Annotated in this window: 15 protein-coding genes; 8 read left to right on the forward strand and 7 right to left on the reverse strand. The window is 65.7% G+C overall.

Going from position 1 to position 15,087, the window contains the following annotated elements:
* Positions 1 to 84: 84 nt before the first annotated feature.
* Positions 85 to 1,005: a heme o synthase gene (gene cyoE / locus QGG57_02620; protein MDP7007068.1), complete on the reverse strand. Its 921-nt coding sequence runs from the start codon at positions 1,003 to 1,005 to the stop codon at positions 85 to 87.
* Positions 998 to 2,008, reverse strand: coding sequence for a COX15/CtaA family protein (locus QGG57_02625; protein MDP7007069.1), 1,011 nt, complete (start codon positions 2,006 to 2,008; stop codon positions 998 to 1,000). Before QGG57_02625 ends, cyoE begins: the two co-directional genes overlap by 8 nt.
* Positions 2,009 to 2,130: 122 nt before the next feature.
* On the opposite strand from QGG57_02625, the gene QGG57_02630 reads away from it, so the two are divergent.
* Positions 2,131 to 3,807 carry a plastocyanin/azurin family copper-binding protein gene (locus QGG57_02630; protein ID MDP7007070.1) on the forward strand — a complete coding sequence of 559 codons (1,677 nt, stop codon included), beginning with the start codon at positions 2,131 to 2,133 and terminating at the stop codon, positions 3,805 to 3,807.
* Between the two features lie 35 nt (positions 3,808 to 3,842).
* A complete protein-coding gene (locus tag QGG57_02635) occupies positions 3,843 to 4,187 on the forward strand; it encodes a histidine triad nucleotide-binding protein (GenBank protein ID MDP7007071.1) in 345 nt (114 codons plus the stop codon).
* An 18-nt stretch (positions 4,188 to 4,205) separates the two neighbouring features.
* On the opposite strand, the gene QGG57_02640 is transcribed toward QGG57_02635, so the two are convergent.
* Complete coding sequence (locus tag QGG57_02640; GenBank protein MDP7007072.1) at positions 4,206 to 4,640, reverse strand: EVE domain-containing protein; 435 nt, start codon at positions 4,638 to 4,640, stop codon at positions 4,206 to 4,208.
* Positions 4,641 to 4,838: a twin-arginine translocase TatA/TatE family subunit gene (locus QGG57_02645; protein ID MDP7007073.1), complete on the reverse strand. Its 198-nt coding sequence runs from the start codon at positions 4,836 to 4,838 to the stop codon at positions 4,641 to 4,643.
* Positions 4,839 to 4,908: 70 nt separating this feature from the next.
* On the opposite strand from QGG57_02645, the gene QGG57_02650 reads away from it, so the two are divergent.
* Entirely contained in the window at positions 4,909 to 5,619 is a 711-nt protein-coding gene (locus QGG57_02650; GenBank protein ID MDP7007074.1) for a twin-arginine translocase subunit TatC, read from the forward strand.
* Between the two features lie 24 nt (positions 5,620 to 5,643).
* Positions 5,644 to 8,247: a DNA mismatch repair protein MutS gene (gene mutS, locus QGG57_02655; protein ID MDP7007075.1), complete on the forward strand. Its 2,604-nt coding sequence runs from the start codon at positions 5,644 to 5,646 to the stop codon at positions 8,245 to 8,247.
* Here the strand turns inward: mutS and QGG57_02660 are convergent.
* The gene (locus tag QGG57_02660) at positions 8,244 to 8,957 is read right to left on the reverse strand and encodes a hypothetical protein (GenBank protein MDP7007076.1); all 714 of its coding nucleotides are present in this window, start codon (positions 8,955 to 8,957) and stop codon (positions 8,244 to 8,246) included. The two genes, mutS and QGG57_02660, sit on opposite strands and share 4 nt — an antisense overlap.
* 56 nt (positions 8,958 to 9,013) lie before the next feature.
* Between QGG57_02660 and QGG57_02665 the strand changes: the two genes are divergently transcribed.
* The 3 genes from QGG57_02665 to QGG57_02675 all read left to right on the forward strand — a co-directional run bounded on the left by QGG57_02665 (position 9,014) and on the right by QGG57_02675 (position 13,420).
* Positions 9,014 to 11,083, forward strand: coding sequence for a site-2 protease family protein (locus tag QGG57_02665; GenBank protein MDP7007077.1), 2,070 nt, complete (start codon positions 9,014 to 9,016; stop codon positions 11,081 to 11,083).
* Positions 11,084 to 11,144: 61 nt separating this feature from the next.
* Complete coding sequence (gene hppD, locus QGG57_02670) at positions 11,145 to 12,233, forward strand: 4-hydroxyphenylpyruvate dioxygenase (protein MDP7007078.1); 1,089 nt, start codon at positions 11,145 to 11,147, stop codon at positions 12,231 to 12,233.
* A complete protein-coding gene (locus QGG57_02675) occupies positions 12,233 to 13,420 on the forward strand; it encodes a homogentisate 1,2-dioxygenase (protein ID MDP7007079.1) in 1,188 nt (395 codons plus the stop codon). The genes hppD and QGG57_02675 overlap by 1 nt, the downstream gene beginning before the upstream one ends.
* Before the next feature lie 43 nt (positions 13,421 to 13,463).
* Here QGG57_02675 and QGG57_02680 read toward each other — a convergent pair whose 3' ends face one another.
* The gene (locus QGG57_02680; GenBank protein ID MDP7007080.1) at positions 13,464 to 14,048 is read right to left on the reverse strand and encodes a hypothetical protein; all 585 of its coding nucleotides are present in this window, start codon (positions 14,046 to 14,048) and stop codon (positions 13,464 to 13,466) included.
* A 169-nt stretch (positions 14,049 to 14,217) separates the two neighbouring features.
* Here QGG57_02680 and QGG57_02685 point away from each other — a divergent pair, with 169 nt between their 5' ends.
* Complete coding sequence (locus tag QGG57_02685; GenBank protein MDP7007081.1) at positions 14,218 to 14,751, forward strand: hypothetical protein; 534 nt, start codon at positions 14,218 to 14,220, stop codon at positions 14,749 to 14,751.
* 13 nt (positions 14,752 to 14,764) lie between these two features.
* On the opposite strand, the gene QGG57_02690 is transcribed toward QGG57_02685, so the two are convergent.
* Complete coding sequence (locus QGG57_02690) at positions 14,765 to 15,049, reverse strand: hypothetical protein (protein MDP7007082.1); 285 nt, start codon at positions 15,047 to 15,049, stop codon at positions 14,765 to 14,767.
* Between the last annotated feature and the right edge of the window lie 38 nt (positions 15,050 to 15,087).

Consider the following 15,087-nt stretch of genomic DNA (forward strand, 5'->3'; position numbering starts at 1 on the left):
GCCCGACCTAAGCAGGGTATAAAACATTTATGAACATAGTATACATACGATAATATTTATGTGATGTGTATTTATACGATGCTTTCAGGCGGTCAGCGCAACGGCAGCCACCATCGCGCCGAACAACAGGAACAGGAATATATTCGAGTAGCCGAACAGTGTCCACGCCACCCGTTTTGACGGGGTATGCTGCAGCTTCAGCGCTAGCTGCAGGAAGCGGCCGCCGAGCAGCACCGCCGCCGCGAGGAAGGGGTAGCCGAGCCCCGCCTGCCAGCCGGTGGCGAGCGATGTCAGCAACAGGGCGGCGGCGTAGCCGGTGACGTAGCGTCGCGTGGCGGCTTCGCCCGCCGTGACAGGGAGCATCGGGACGCCTGCCTGCGCGTACTCGCCCGGGCGCGCCAGCGTCAGCGCCCAGAAGTGGGGCGGCGTCCAGAGGAAGATGATGGCGACCATAGCCCATGGTAGCAGCGCCAACGGGTCACCTCCAGCGGCGGTCCAGCCAACCAGTGGTGACAGTGCGCCCGCCAGCCCGCCGATGACTATGTTCTGTGGGGTGCGACGTTTGAGCCACATCGTGTAGACCAATACGTAGAAGAGCGCACTGAACGCGGCGAATGCAGCGGCAAGCTGGTTAGCCAAGAGCGCCAGTACCACAACACCCGAAACACAGACAACGATGCCATACACCAGCACCGCATTCGGTGCCAGTTCCCCAGACGGCAGGGGGCGTTTGCCAGTACGCGCCATCAGCGGGTCGATGTCGCGGTCATACCACATGTTGATGGCCATCGAGCCTCCCGACGCGAGCGAACCGCCAACCAGCACGACCAGCGCGGTCTCGAGCGTCTCCGCCCACGTGCGCGCCAGGTCGTTGCCGACAAACATCGCGCGCAGCAGTTGCCGGTCGGCAATGTCGTGCGCCAGGATGGCGGCAATGGCGGTCACCTGCAACAGCACCACCACACGCAGTTTGAGCAGGCTCAGCCAGAGCCGCAGGTCAGCCACGCAGCGGCTCCGTACAGAGCAGCCACGCCACGGCGAGGTGCAAGAAGGTCACGACGCCCAGCAGCAGGTGCAGCAGCGAGAGCCAGCCCGGATACTCGGAACCAGAAGCCATCACGAGGTAGAAGCCGCCGACGAAGAGGTTCAGGATGAACGCTCCCAGCGCGCCATCGACCAGCCGCGTCACGACCGAGCGGCCGCCGTTGTTGCGCAGCCACTGGCCGCCCCAGAATAGCGCCGCGCCCACGCCAACGGCGAGGAAGCGGTGCAGCAGTTGCGCGATGACCCCCAGCTCGAGCCCGGGTAGCAGCGCGCCTTCGCAGAGCGGCCACGCTTCCCAGCCGCCGCCGCACGCGCCGCGGTGGTAGCCGGTCGCCAGCCACGCCCCCACCAGCAGCAGCACCAGCGCCGCCAGCGCCAGCCCGGCGACCGGGCGCGCCTGCTGTTCCGCGGTCGCGGGCGCGACTTGCAGCCCCTCCGGCAGCGCTCCTTCGGCGAGCCGCGCCAGCAGCGCGACGCGCAGTAGCGCGGTCACGAAGGCGAGCGCCAGCAACAGGTGCAGCGCGACCGACCACGGCGCATTGTCGAAACCGACTGTAATCGCGCCGGCAGCCGCCTGCAACAGTAGCAGCGCCGTCGCGTGCAGGTGCGCTTCGGCGGCGCCCGGCAACGCCGCGCGCCGCTGCCACACCGCGAAATGCGACCAGAGCAGCGGCAGCGCGATAACGCCAACCAGCAGCCGGTGCAGCCACTCGCTGAAAACCTGGTCGGTCGTGTAGGCGAAGTCGGGGTCGTCCAGCCAGCGCTGGTCAGCTTCGCCCGGATGGTCGGCCCACCATGCCTGCTGCTCTGCGGGCGGGACGTCGAAATGGTAGCCGCCGAAGCAGGCGGGCCAGTCGGGGCACGACTCGCCCGCGTCGGCAATCCGCACCCAGCCGCCGGTCAGGATAATCAGCAGCGCCAGCGCCGCCAGCACCAGCGGCACACGGTGGTTCCACGGAAGCATGGCGCGCGCGACTCCCCGCGCGATAAAAACCTTCGGCGTGCATGCAAGGCGGCCGGGGCGCGCCCGCTCCGGTGCGCCCCGGCCGCAAGCACCCTTAAATCCGGCACGGACGGGGGAAGCGCATGCGTGCCATCATCGCACTCGCCGCCCTGCTCGCAGGGCTGGCGCTGCTCGGCTCCGCGCAAGCGGCAGACTACGAAATCCACATCAACAACTTTGCGTTCGACCCGGACGAGGTCACCATCGTTGCCGGTGACTCGGTGACCTGGTACAACGTTGACAGTTCGTCTCATACTGTTAAAAATGACACAGGAGAATTTGATTCAGGGAATCTGGCCAGCGGACAAGAATTCTCCCATATCTTCCAAGCTGCTGGCAACTACAGCTACCACTGTGGCATTCATGAAACAATGACTGGCGTTGTTCACGTTGAAAAGGCAGAAGAAGAACCGGTTGATACGGACGGAGACGGCCTCTCGGACGAGGAGGAAGGAGAGTTGGGAACCGACCCGAATGACCCGGACACTGACGGGGACGGTGTCAACGATTACGACGAAGTCCTCTGGGAAATTGACCCCCTGAATCCTGATACGGATGGGGATGGCCTCAATGACACCGAAGGATCTGTGTACGGGACCGAACCCGCGCTGTATGATACTGACGGGGACGGATTTGGCGATGGGGAAGAAGTCTGGAGCGGTACCGATCCTAATGATTCTGAAGACTACCCCGGTTCCGACGAGGTGCCCTTCGAGCCAGTCTTCACCGAGATGGCGCTCGTGATGGAGACGCTGACAGCAGGGCAGATGCTCATGACCGCGCCGCTGGATGGCGAAGACGCCAACGCGTTCCGCTACGGTGTGTGGTATGCTTACGAGCTGATGACCGACGGCGATATGGACGAGGCTAACGCGAGCGTCAACAACACCATGCTGCTGGCGTTCGCCGCCGCATTCTTCGAAATAGGCGGCGAAGAGGATATGGATGCGGGCATCCAGCTCAACGACGTCAACGGCACCGTGGTCCCGGGCTTCCCGAGCGTCGTGCCGACTTCGTCGCTGCTCGGGACGCTGGCCGAGAACGAGAACGAATCGCTGGCGGTGACCATGATTCACACCCTCACTTTCGACGTCGCCGACCCGGGTGACTCACCCAGCTACTTCTTCCCGGGCGACGGCGCAGATGATGGTGAGCCGTCGCCGTTCGACATCCACTTCCACTTCGTCGCGCCCGAAGGCTGGGAAATCGCCAGCGTCGAAGGTCATGACGCTGATATTGTTGGCGACACCGCTAAGCTCGACCTGGCGGCCGGCGAGCAGATACCGGACGTGACCATCACGCTCGGGCAGTCGCTGCCGTACGACTGCGATGACGCGGCGACCTACTGCGTTATCATCAGCGACTACGCATTTACACCCTCGGAGCTGGCGGTCGGAGTGGGAGACAGCGTTGTGTTTGTCTGGAACGCGACAGTTGACGAGCACAACGTGGCGCAGGTCGCCGACGCGAACGCAATCACCTGGAACAACGGCTTCCGCTCTGGCGATAACGTCAGCGGCAGCGGCTACTGGATGCTGCCGGCTGAAGCGACCGCTGCTGATGCGACGGTCTACTACGTCTGCGAGCCGCACGCCGACATGGGCATGCGCGGTAGTATCACTGTCGGCGACGGTGGCGAGCCAGTGGACGACGGCGGCAACGATGGTGAACCACTCAATGACGATAGCGGACTTCCTGGACCGGGGGTCGTGCTTGCGGGCGCTGTCCTTGTCAGCGCTGCAATGCGCCGTCGCCGTTAGGCGTATTCCAAAATAGCCCCCGCACCTGCGACTCCGTGAGCGACTGCCTCTTCTGCCGGATTCGCGACGGGGAAATCCCGGGCGACCTGGTCTACGAGAGCGACGCCGTGCTGGCGTTCAACGACATCAACCCGCAGGCGCCGACGCACGTGCTCATCATCCCGCGCGAGCACATCGCGACGCTCAACGACCTCGAGCCGGCGCACCGCGAGCTGGTGGGCGAAATACAGCTCATCGCGCAGCAAATTGCGCGCGAGCGCGGCCATGCCGACGAGGGCTACCGCACGGTCTTCAACTGCAACGCCGCGGCAGGGCAGACCGTGTTCCACATCCATCTGCATCTGCTCGGCGGGCGCAATCTGGGCTGGCCACCCGGTTAAATAGCGGTCGTCGAGAATTCAGGCTAGCCCGCCACCCATCTCGATGACGCGTTCCCAGTGCTCATCGGAGACCGGCATCACCGAGAGCCGGCCGAATTTCACCAGGTGAAATTCGGCGAACTCCGGCTGCGCCTTGACCTGCGCTAGCGTGACCGGCTCGCGCAGCGCGGCGTGAAGCGCAACATCGACGACGGCGAGCCGGTCGTCGTGCGGCACGCCACAGTCGCACTCCGCCTGCCAGTGCGGATAGGGTTCACTCTCGACAGTGACTAGCCCGCGGACGCAGCGGTCGCTGCCCGTATGGTAGAAGAACGCCTCGTCGCCCGGCCGGCATTCGCGCAGGAGCTTTAGCGCCCAGTTGTTGCCGATGCCGGTCCAGCGAATGGTGCGGTCGCGCTCCATCTGCTCCCAGCTATAGCTCGACGGCTCGGTCTTCAGCAGCCAGCGCGCCATTCAGTCCTCGTCGGCGTCCGCGTCGTCCTCGTCGTCCTCGGCATCCGCACTGTCCGCGGGCGGCGCGCCCTCAGCGACGCCCTCGTCGAAGGCGGCCTTGGACTGCCCCAGACTCTTCGCCAGCTCGGGCAGCTTCTTCGCGCCGAACAGCAGCAGGATGATGCCGCCGATGATGAGCGCCTCGGTGGTGCCGAGCATGAAGCGGCAGCGGCGGGGGATGATTACGGTTTCGGGCGCAAGCGCTAAACTGCGCGCAGGCTGGCCCCCCGTGGACCGCGACGCGTGGATGACCGCCGCCGGGAGCGTCCAGCGGCATACTGCGCTGCACCTGCTGCTGGCGGGCGCGCTGTTCCTCGGCGCGTTCGAGCTGGCGCCGACGCTGCTGGCCGAGCTGCGCGACCGCCTCCTGCCACAGGACGCGACGCTGGTCTACCTCGCCCCGGCGGAATACCTGCTGCTGCGCTTCCGGCTCGCCGGCTACGCGGCGCTCTGCGGGCTGGCACTCACCGCCGGCCTCGACGCGTGGGTCGCCTTGCGGGGTCGCCTCGCGGTGGGCAGCCCCGGAGTCGTCCGCGTCACAACGGTGCTGCTGGTGGCGCTGACGCTCTTCGCGGTGGGCATCGCGTATGCACAGCTGCTGATGCTGCCACTGGTACTCGAATACCTGCACGGCGACGCGGCGACCGCCGGCTTCGCCTCGACCTACTCCCTGAGCGCATTCTACTCGTTCGTGCTGCTGCTCACGGTCACCCTGGGCCTCGCGTTCGAACTGCCGCTGGCGGTGCTGCTAGTGCTACGGCTCGAACTGGCAACCGTCGCGCAGCTGGCACACTACCGGCGACACCTCATCGTCGGCTTCTTCGTGCTCGCCGCCCTCATCACGCCACCTGACGTAATCTCGCAGTTCCTGCTGGCGGTGCCGCTACTGCTGCTGTTCGAGCTGTCGCTAGTGGCAGGGCGAATCGCTGGCAAGGGCTAAATCGCCCCGGCCATTGCGTGCTCCTTGTCCACGCCGATGATGAAGCAGTATTACTCCATCAAGCGCGAGCATCCTGACGCACTGCTGATGTTCCGCATGGGTGACTTCTACGAGACCTTCGGCGAAGACGCGCGCACCGTCTCGCGCGAGCTGGACATCGTGCTCACCGCGCGCGACCGGAAGGCGAAGAACCCGGTACCGCTCGCCGGCATCCCCTACCACGCGCTCGACAGCTACCTCGCCAAACTCATCCGCCGCGGCTTCCGCGTCGCCATCTGCGACCAGCTGGAAGACCCGAAGGCGGCGCGCGGGCTGGTGAAGCGCGGCGTGGTCCGCATCGTCAGCCCCGGCACCGTCGTCGAAGGCGCGCTGCTGGGGGCAGGCCACAACTTCCTCGCCGCCGCGCTCGAGAGCGACGGTCGCTTCGGGCTGGCGCTGCTCGACATCTCGACCGGCGACTTCCGCGCGGCGCAGTTCGCCAGCCGCGGCGGCCTCGAAGCGGAGCTGGTGCGGCACGCGCCGGCCGAAGTGCTGGTCGCGCCGGTCGCGAACGCGACCGGCGCCGACGGGGACGCTGGAGCCGCGCAAGCCGACGCTGGCCTTGCGGGCTGGCTCCGCGCGCGCGGCTTCGCCGTCACCGAAGCGGAGCTGGCGGGCTGGCTGCACCCGGTCGCGGCGAAGGCGCTCGACAAGCGCTTCGGCGCACTCGAGCTGGAGCCGCTGGCGACGACCGCCGCCGGCGCGGTGCTCGAATACGCCGGCGCGACGCAGTTCTCCGAGCTGGCGCACTTGCGCCCGCCGGTGGCGCTCGCGACGCGCGAGCAGCTGGTGCTCGACGCGGTGACGCTGCGCAACCTCGAAGTGGTGCGCGCGGTCGGCGGCGGTGGCGTGCGCGACTCGCTGTTTGGGCACCTGAACGCAACCGTCACGGCGGGCGGCGGCCGCACGCTGCGTGAATGGCTGCTGCGGCCGCTCGCGACGCTGGAGCCGCTGGCGGCGCGGCACGACGCGGTGGGCGAGCTGGTCGGGAAGACGCTGCCGCGACGCGAAATCCGCGACATCCTCAAGGGCTTCCAGGACGTCGAGCGGCTGCTGTCGCGCGTCGGCCACGGCTCGGCCTCACCGCGCGACCTCGCCGGGCTGGGGCAGAGCCTCGCCACCGTCGGCGAACTCCAGCAACTGCTGACGGAAGAGCCGCTCGAAGCGGCGCTGCTCGCGACGACCGCTGGCGAGATTGACCCGCACCCCGAAGTTTCGAAACATCTCGCACAGGCGCTGGTGGAAGAGCCGCCGCTGGTCATCCGCGACGGCGGGATTTTCTGCGCCGGCTTCTCGAAGAAGCTGGACGAACTGCGCGGGCAGGCGACGCAGGGGCGCGAGTGGGTCACCGCATTGCAGGCGCAGGAGCGCAAGCAGACCGGCATCGCCCGACTGAAGGTAGGCTACAACCGCGTCTTCGGCTACTACCTCGAAATCCCAAAAAAGGACGCGCAGAAGGTGCCCGAAAGCTACCACCGCAAGCAGACCGTCGCGACCGGCGAGCGCTACATCACCCCCGAGCTGAAGGAGCAGGAGTCCGCCATCCTGCGCGCCGACGAGCGCGCCACCGCGCTGGAGGGCGAGCTGTTTCGCGAGCTGCGCGAGTGGGTGCTGGCGCGGCTGCCGTCGCTGCAGGCGACCGCTCGCGCCGTCGGCCAGCTCGATGCGCTGGCGGCGCTGGCCGAAGTGGCCGGGACGCGCGACTACTGCCAGCCCGAAATGTCCGAGACCGGCGCGCTGCACGTCTCCGACGGCCGCCATCCCGTCATCGAGCGGCTGCGCGAAGGCGAGTATATTCCCAACTCGCTGCACCTTGACGACGCGCAGCGGCAGGTGATGATTCTCACCGGCCCCAACATGGGCGGCAAGTCCACCTACATGCGGCAGATCGCGCTCATCTGCCTGCTGGCGCAGGCCGGCTCATGGGTGCCGGCAGCGTCGGCGCGGCTGCCGCTGGTCGACCGCATCTTCACCCGCGTCGGCGCGCACGACGACCTGGTCCACGGCCACTCGACCTTCATGGTCGAGATGCTCGAGCTCGCCAACATTCTGCAGAACGCGACGCCGCGCTCATTGGTGCTGCTCGACGAAATCGGCCGCGGCACTTCGACTTACGACGGGCTGGCGATTGCGTGGGCCGTGGCGGAGCAGTTGCACGGTGGCAAGGGTGTCAAGACCATGTTCGCGACCCACTACCACCAGCTGACCGACCTGGCGCGGCTGCTCGACCGGGCGTTTAACGCGCACATGCAGGCACGCGAAGAAGGCCACGAACTGCTGCTGCTTTACCGCGTCGCCGAAGGCCCGGCCGATGCGTCGTTCGGCGTCCACGTCGCGCAGATGGCGGGCGTCCCCGACGCCGTGACGGCACGCGCCCGCGAAGTGCTCGGCAAGCTGGAGCAGGACGCCACCGTCGAGGTCTCGACCGCGGGCGGCCCGGTGCAGGCGGTCTTCGACCTGGCGCAGGCGGCAGCCGCCGAACAGAAAGCGGACCCGCTGCGTGAGGAAATCCGCAAGCTGGACCTGATGAACCTCACGCCGTTGCAGGCGTTGGAGAAGCTGCACGACCTGCAGCAGGAATTGCTCTAGGCGACGTCGAGCAGAAAGCTGCGCTGCTTCTCGTTGCCCTGCTCGTCGAACGCGGTGATGCGCGCGGTGTAGCTGCCGGTATCGAGCCCCTCATCTAGCAGGAAATACCAGCCGTAGCTCGCTGCGACACCCCATACGTTGCCGGCCGGCAGCGGCTGCAGCCGTCCATACGCCGCGTCGTCGAGCGGCTGCCCCGCCCCCCCCTCCTTCTTCAGCGCCAGCCGCGCTTCCGTGACTTCACGGTTGTCGCGCAGGTCGACAACGAAGAGCAGCGGTGCGTCGGCGTCGGGGACGACGGTGGAGTTCCAGCCGTCGTCGTCCTCGATGTAGAAGTCGAGCGCGCCGACGCGAGGTGGGGCGATGTCGCTGAAGGGGGGGTTCGATAGCAGGATGAAGACCCCCAGCCAGGCGAAGACCGCCGTAAGAATCGGGCCGGCCCAGCTCTTGCGCTCGAAGCTGCTGGTGTCGATTACCAGCGGCAGGATTTTGATAATGGCGAAGCAGGCGCTGAAGCCGAAAAGCAGGCCGTAGCGCGCCTGCCCCGTCGCGAGCGAGAGCTGCCAGCTCATGAGCCCGACGAGCAGCGCCCAGGCGACACCGATAAGCCCCGCCTTCGAGTCGCGCACCTCCTTCTCGAGCCACTCGGTGCGGTCGAATTCGGGGAACACGAACGACGGCTCCGCCTTTTCGCCCTTCTTCTTCTTGGCCATAGCGCCGCGCGCAGCGCAGCAGGCTACAAATAAAGCCCCCCGCTCGCGCGGCACCCGTGGCCAGCCTTCCCGATTTCAGGCAGCTCTCCGACAGCGTGCGCACGCTCGACCGCGGCCGCATCGAGCCGTTCCTGCAAGCGCACTGGCGGCTGCTGACGTTCCTGCTAGTGCTGCTGCTGCTCGGCGGTTTCTCGCCCTCGTCGGGCTATGTCCGCTTCGCGCTGCTGGTCGCGCTCTGGGTAGGCGGGCTGCGCTGGGCGCAGAACCGGGGGCAGCTCGAGCCGCTCGGCCTCGACCTCATCTGGGGCCGCTCGTTCCTGATGTGGCGCACCGACCACGGCAAGCGCTTCATCGAGCGCATGGCGCAGTATCCCGTCGTCTGGCGCCGCTTCGGCGACGTAGGGCTGGTGATGGTCTTCGGGACGATGGTGACGATGCTGTCGCTGCTGGTGTGGCAGGCGTTCCTCGTCTTCGACATTCCCAAGTCGGCCGCCGTCTCCCCCAAGCTGATGCTGGGGCTGCCCGGCCTGAACCCGGTCATCCCGCTCTGGTACGGAATTGCCGCGCTCGCGATTGCCATCGTGGTGCACGAGTTCTGCCACGGCATCCTGGCGCGCGTCGCCAACGTGCGGCTGAAGGCGCTCGGCCTGCTCTTCTTCGCCGCACCGGTCGGCGCCTTTGTCGAGCCCGATGAAGAAGAGATGGTCGCGATGCGGCGGATTGACCGCATGCGGCTCTACGCGGCCGGCCCCGCGTCGAACATCACGCTGGCGTTCCTGTTCGCGCTGCTCTTCTCGTGGGGCATGGTTGCCGCGCTCGAGCCGGCGCACGACGGGGCGCTCACGGCGTCGGTCGTCACCGACTACGCCGGTGCCAAAGCGGGGCTGGAGCCGTGGATGCTGCTCACCACGGTAAACGGCACCGACATCGAGAGCGCCGCCGACTTCGGCGCAGCGCTGAACCAGACCTGGGCGGGGCAGAACGTGACTGTGCAGGCGCTCGACAAGGGGCAGCCGCGCAGCTTCGATGTCACGCTCGACGACAAAGGCAGCTACTACCTGCAGTATTACCCCGATTATTACGAATCGTGGATGTCGGGGAAAGGTTTCCTCGGCGTCGCGGTCACCGACCAGTCGGCCGTCACCGAAGGGCTGGCGCACCCGGCGCAGGACGGCTGGTCGCTGCTGCGCTACATCACGCTGCCGTTCCTGAAGCTGCAGCCGTTCCCCGAGCATTTCACCGCGCTCTTCGAGCCGACGGGGTTGCCGGGAGTGCTGCCCGACGGGCTCTTCTGGATGACAGCCAACCTGTTCTACTGGATTTTCTGGCTCAACCTGATGATCGGCATGACCAACGCGCTGCCGGCGGTCCCGCTTGACGGCGGCTTCATCTTCGGCGACTCGGTCGCCGCCATGCTCGACCGGCTCAAGCGGCCATCGCTCTCGGCGGAGCGCAAGGAGCAAATCACTGACCGGCTTGTCTCGCTGCTCGCCATCCTGGTTATCTCGCTGGTCGTCTGGCAAATGGTCGGTCCACGACTGGTCGGGACTGAAGTGGCGTTCCTGCAGGCGCGGTTTGACGCGAGCGGTGACGAGGGGTGGAATGGTGACAGCTTCGATTTCGACGCGTCGCTCTCGGTCGGCGGCTTCGTCGAGTGGGAGTGGGATTTCGGCGACGGCGCCAACGCCAGCGGCGAGCAGGTCTCGCACGCGTGGGACGCCGGTGGAGCCTACTACGTCGTGCTGACCGCGAAGGACGCAGATGGCCGGCAGAGCCGCGACTACCACCCGGTGGTCATCGACCAGCGCGCGCAAGCGAGCGGTAATGTTTCCATGCTCGACAGCGCGACCGAGACAATCGCCGCCAGCCCCTACATCGGCGAGGTCCGCACCGTGATTACCGTGAGCGGCGAGACCCCGTTCCTTTCGACCGACGTCACCGTCACGCTCACTTCGCCTTCCGGGGAGACGCAGCAGCAGACCGTCACGGTTTCCCAGCAGTCAACGGTTGAGTTGCCCTGGACTGCCGACGGCGAGGTGGGTGACTGGAGGATCGACCTCGAATCGGAGGATTTCGAGTTTAGCTACGAAGTGGCGTGGGAGCTGGATTACCGCCTTGCGGCCTGATTAATCGCACTCATCGCAATCATAACTAATCTTAAGCCCCCCTGAGCCCTGCCGAGGCAGGATGAGCGAAGACCCGGTTCCACTGAAAGCGATTCACCACGTCGAGCTGTGGGTCGGCAACGCCAAGCAGGCGGCCTACTACTACCGCCACGCCTTCGGCTTCTCGCAGGTCGCCTATTCGGGGCTGGAAACGGGCGTGCGCGACCGCGCCAGCTACGTGCTGGGGCAGGGGCGCATCCGGCTGGTGCTCTCGACCCCGCTCGGCGGCGACAACGGCATGTCCGCCCATCAGGCGCGACATGGCGACGGGGTGCACGACATCGCGTTCCACGTCGATGACGCCGACGCCTGCTTTGCGGCGGCGGTCGAGCGCGGCGCAAAGGTGGCGAGCGAACCGCAGACGCTCAAGGACGAAAACGGGTCGGTGCGGCACGCCGCCATCCACACCTACGGCGACACGTTGCACTCGTTCATTTCGCACGACGACTACGACGGCCCCTTCCTGCCGGGCTACCGCGCCGCGGAGATTGCGGGCGAGTCGGTAGGATTGCGGTTCGTCGACCACATTGTCGGCAACGTCGAGCTGGGGAAGATGGGTGAGTGGGCCAGCTTCTACGCCGGGGTGCTGGGCTTCAGCCAGCTGCTGCACTTCAGCGACGACGACATCACGACCGAGTACAGCGCGCTGATGTCGAAAGTGATGGAGTCGGACAACGGTCGCATCAAGTTCCCCATCAACGAGCCGGCCGAGGGACGGCGCAAGTCGCAAATCGAGGAGTATCTCGACTTCTACGACGGTCCCGGTGTCCAGCACGTGGCGCTGCTGACCGACGACATCATCAACGCCATCGACAGGCTGCGCGTCAACGGCGTCGAGTTCCTGCATGTGCCTGATGACTACTACGACTCTCTGCAGGCACGTGTCGGCGCGATTGACGAGGATATGGAGGATATCCGCCGGCTGCGCATTCTCGTCGACCGCGACGAGGAGGGGTACCTGCTGCAGCTCTTCACCAAGCCGGTCGAGGACCGGCCGACGCTATTCTACGAGATTATCCAGCGCAAGGGGTCGCGCGGTTTCGGGCAGGGCAACTTCCAGGCGCTCTTCGAGGCCATCGAACTGGAACAGGCTGCGCGGGGGAATCTCTGATGCACCGCTACCACCGGCTGGGCGAGCTGCCGCGCAAGCGGCACATGGCGCTGCGCAAGCCGGACGGCGGCATCTACCATGAAGAATTGAAGGGCAACAAAGGCTTCGACGGCCCGTCGTCGCTGCTCTACCATCTCCACCGGCCTACGGCGGTGGTCGGAACGAAATTACTGCGCGAAGTGAAGCTGGAGGAAGACCCCGACCAGCGGCTGCGCATGCGCCACTTCTTCAGCGACCAGCTGAAGCGCGGCGGCAGCCCGGTGCTGGACCGCACGGCGATTATGTTCAACAACGACGTCGCGCTCTGGATGGCGTTCCCCGACGCGGAGGACAAGTTCTACTACCGCAACGCGCAGGCCGACGAAATCATCTACGTCAGCGACGGGAGCGGCGCACTCGAGACCGCCTTCGGGGAGCTGGCATATTCGCAGGGCGACTATCTTGTCATCCCGCGCGGCATCCTGCACCGCTACCGCTTCGGCAAGGGCGAGCAGCGCTTCTTCATCACCGAGGCGACCGGCGAGGTGCGCACGCCGAAGCGCTACCGCAACGAATACGGCCAGCTCATCGAGCGCTCGCCCTTCAGCGAGCGCGACTGGCGGGTGCCCGAGAATCTCACGACCGTCGACGAGCAGGAGCCGACGCCCATCGTGGTCAAGCAGCGCGACCTGCTGACCGAGGTGACGCTGGCGCACCATCCCTGCGACGTCGTCGGCTGGGACGGCTACTACTATCCCTACGCCTTCAGCATCCACGACTTCGAGCCGATTGTCGGCCGCTACCACGAGCCGCCGCCGGTCCACCAGACCTTCCAGGGCGACAATTTCGTTATCTGCAGCTTCTGCCCGCGCCCCTACGATTTCGGCGAGGACGCCATCCCTGCGCCGTATAACCACGCCAACATCATGTCCGACGAGGTTATCTACTACGCCAGTCCCAAGTTCATGTCGCGCAAGGGCATCGAGTACGGCTCAATCACGCTCCACCCCGACGGCATCACCCATGGCCCGCACCCCGGCCGCTACGAGGCGAGCATCGGCCAGAAGGCGACGGACGAGCTGGCGGTGATGGTCGATACCTACTACCCGCTCAGGGTCGCCAGACCGGCGCTCGAAATCGAGGATGGCGACTACGGCCGCTCCTGGCTCTCCGACGGCGAAGGCTTCGAGGACGCGCTCGGGGCTTGAGGGCTTGCTGCTTCCGGCTCTTGGCAGATTGTGGCCTCCGGTATTACCTGTGCGCTTCCAGCCAGGTTTCCAGGAAGCGGTCAACCATGCGGTCGACGAAAGAAGGTTGATAGGTGATCAGGTTGTTGACCACCCGGTCCGGGCTGCGCAAGGCATAGGTTCGCACGCGCCCTTCCTGTTCCACGTCGTCGTCTCCGTCTCCAGAGTCGCTGTCGTCCTCGTTGGAGTCATCGTTCTCCTCGCCACCCTGCTCGTCGCTAGAATCGCTAGAATCGCTGTCGCCATCCTCTTCATCTTCTTCGTCGTCCTCGTACTCATCATCCTCGTCGTCTTCCTCATCGTCATCTTCGTCATCGTCGCTGCCAGATGTGGAGTTAGACCCGTCAGAAGTGCTACCGCTATTCCAGGTAGAGCCGCCGGTTGTGTTTGATGTCTCGGTCGAGCCGCCAATTACATTACTGTAATCCGGGGCTGAGCTGGTCTGGGGTGTTATCTGGGAAGAGTTCGTCCCATCGTCCGGGAATATGGTATCTCCGGGCGATATCCAGTCTCCGCCTACGGCGGTCAGGCCAAGAAGGCCAGCTATGCTCAGCGACATAAGCGCTGTCAGGTAGGTTTTGCGGTTCATTTTTGCCTCTGGAGCCAGACTACCTGACTCCAAGTGTAACACCCCGGCTGCTAATAAAGGACTTCAGGGACAAAACCCGAATATTAGGACAAAACCCGAAATATCCATACCTCAGGAATTCCCCCCGGAACACCCCAAATCCTATAGGCCAGTCCCCTTGAACAGAACCATGAAGATTGCCCGGCTCCTGCCACTACTGGCAGCCCTGCTCCTGCTCAGCTCGTTCGCTGCTGCCGACGAGGGTGAAGACGACGAAAGCGATGACGACGAAGGCGGCGACGCTGGCGAAGGCTCGGGCGAAGTCGCCGCCTGGATGCTGGGCGCCGGCTTCATCTACGTCGTCGTGCGGCAGCGGCTGGTGCGTGACCGGCTCTTCATGGCGGGGCTGGAGCGCAAGCGCTACGGGGCGCTGCTGAAGCTGGCGCTAAACGGCCATATGTGGCTGATGGTGGGCGCCACCGCGCTGGCAGGCTACCACGGCTGGCTGATGGCGCAGTCGGAGGGCTGGCTGGAGGGCGACTCGCTCAGCGGACTGCTGGCGCTGGCAACGATGGCGTATCTCTCGGTCACCGGAATCCTGCTCTGGCGCCGGCTGCCGCCTGACTGGGTCAGCCGCCCGCTGCGCAAGCAGGCGCGGCTGGCACACGTCCAGCGCTGGGTGACGGTGGCGCTGCTGGTCACGCTGGCGCTGCACCTGGGTTAGAGCCGGGAGCGGACTAGAGCCACTTGGCCCAGGCGTGGATAGCGGCGGTCTCGCCGTCAGCCCACGCGCTCGGTATCTGGTCCCAGGTCTCGTGCCGGATATCGCCGATAGCGTAGAAGCGGTCGAGCGGGGCGCCGCCCTGCCCATCGAGTACCCGGCAGTCAGCATCAGTAAAAATGGTGCCATCTTCCGCGACGGTCGCGCCCAGCTCCAGCGGCAGTTCGTTATTGACCTTGAACCAGCCGAATGACATGAAGACCTTGTCGAAGACGCGTGCTGGCACATGCTTGCTCTTCAATATTCTTTGCGTTTGGCTCATAGTTTTCCTGTTGAAAG

Source organism: Candidatus Poseidoniia archaeon, from assembly GCA_030748895.1.
Taxonomy (GTDB): domain Archaea; phylum Thermoplasmatota; class Poseidoniia; order MGIII; family CG-Epi1; genus UBA8886.